This is a genomic window from Secundilactobacillus odoratitofui DSM 19909 = JCM 15043, assembly GCF_001434895.1.
In the GTDB taxonomy this organism is placed as follows: Bacteria; Bacillota; Bacilli; order Lactobacillales; family Lactobacillaceae; genus Secundilactobacillus; species Secundilactobacillus odoratitofui.
In genome coordinates, this window is the sequence record NZ_AZEE01000026.1 from 1 (window position 1) to 232 (window position 232).

Here is a 232-nt window from a genome sequence, read left to right on the forward strand (position 1 = left end):
TTTGACATTCCAGTGACGGATACTGAAGTGACGCCAGGTCAAAGTGTGACGGCAACGCCAGACAAAGGGAACCAAAGCACTAATCTGACAGTTCCAACTAAGCCAACAATCACCGATACTGGCATTTCAGGTAATGTGGATGGTTATACGGTCACAGGTAAGACGACACCAAACACGACAGTCACATTAACTGATCAAAACGGCGATCCAATCAATGATGCCAATGGTGATC

General features: G+C 46.1%; 1 protein-coding gene. It reads left to right on the forward strand.

The annotated features are described in order from the left end of the window. Window positions 1-232 (forward strand): hypothetical protein (locus tag FD04_RS12625; RefSeq protein WP_162255752.1); only part of this gene is annotated, 232 nt, incomplete at both ends.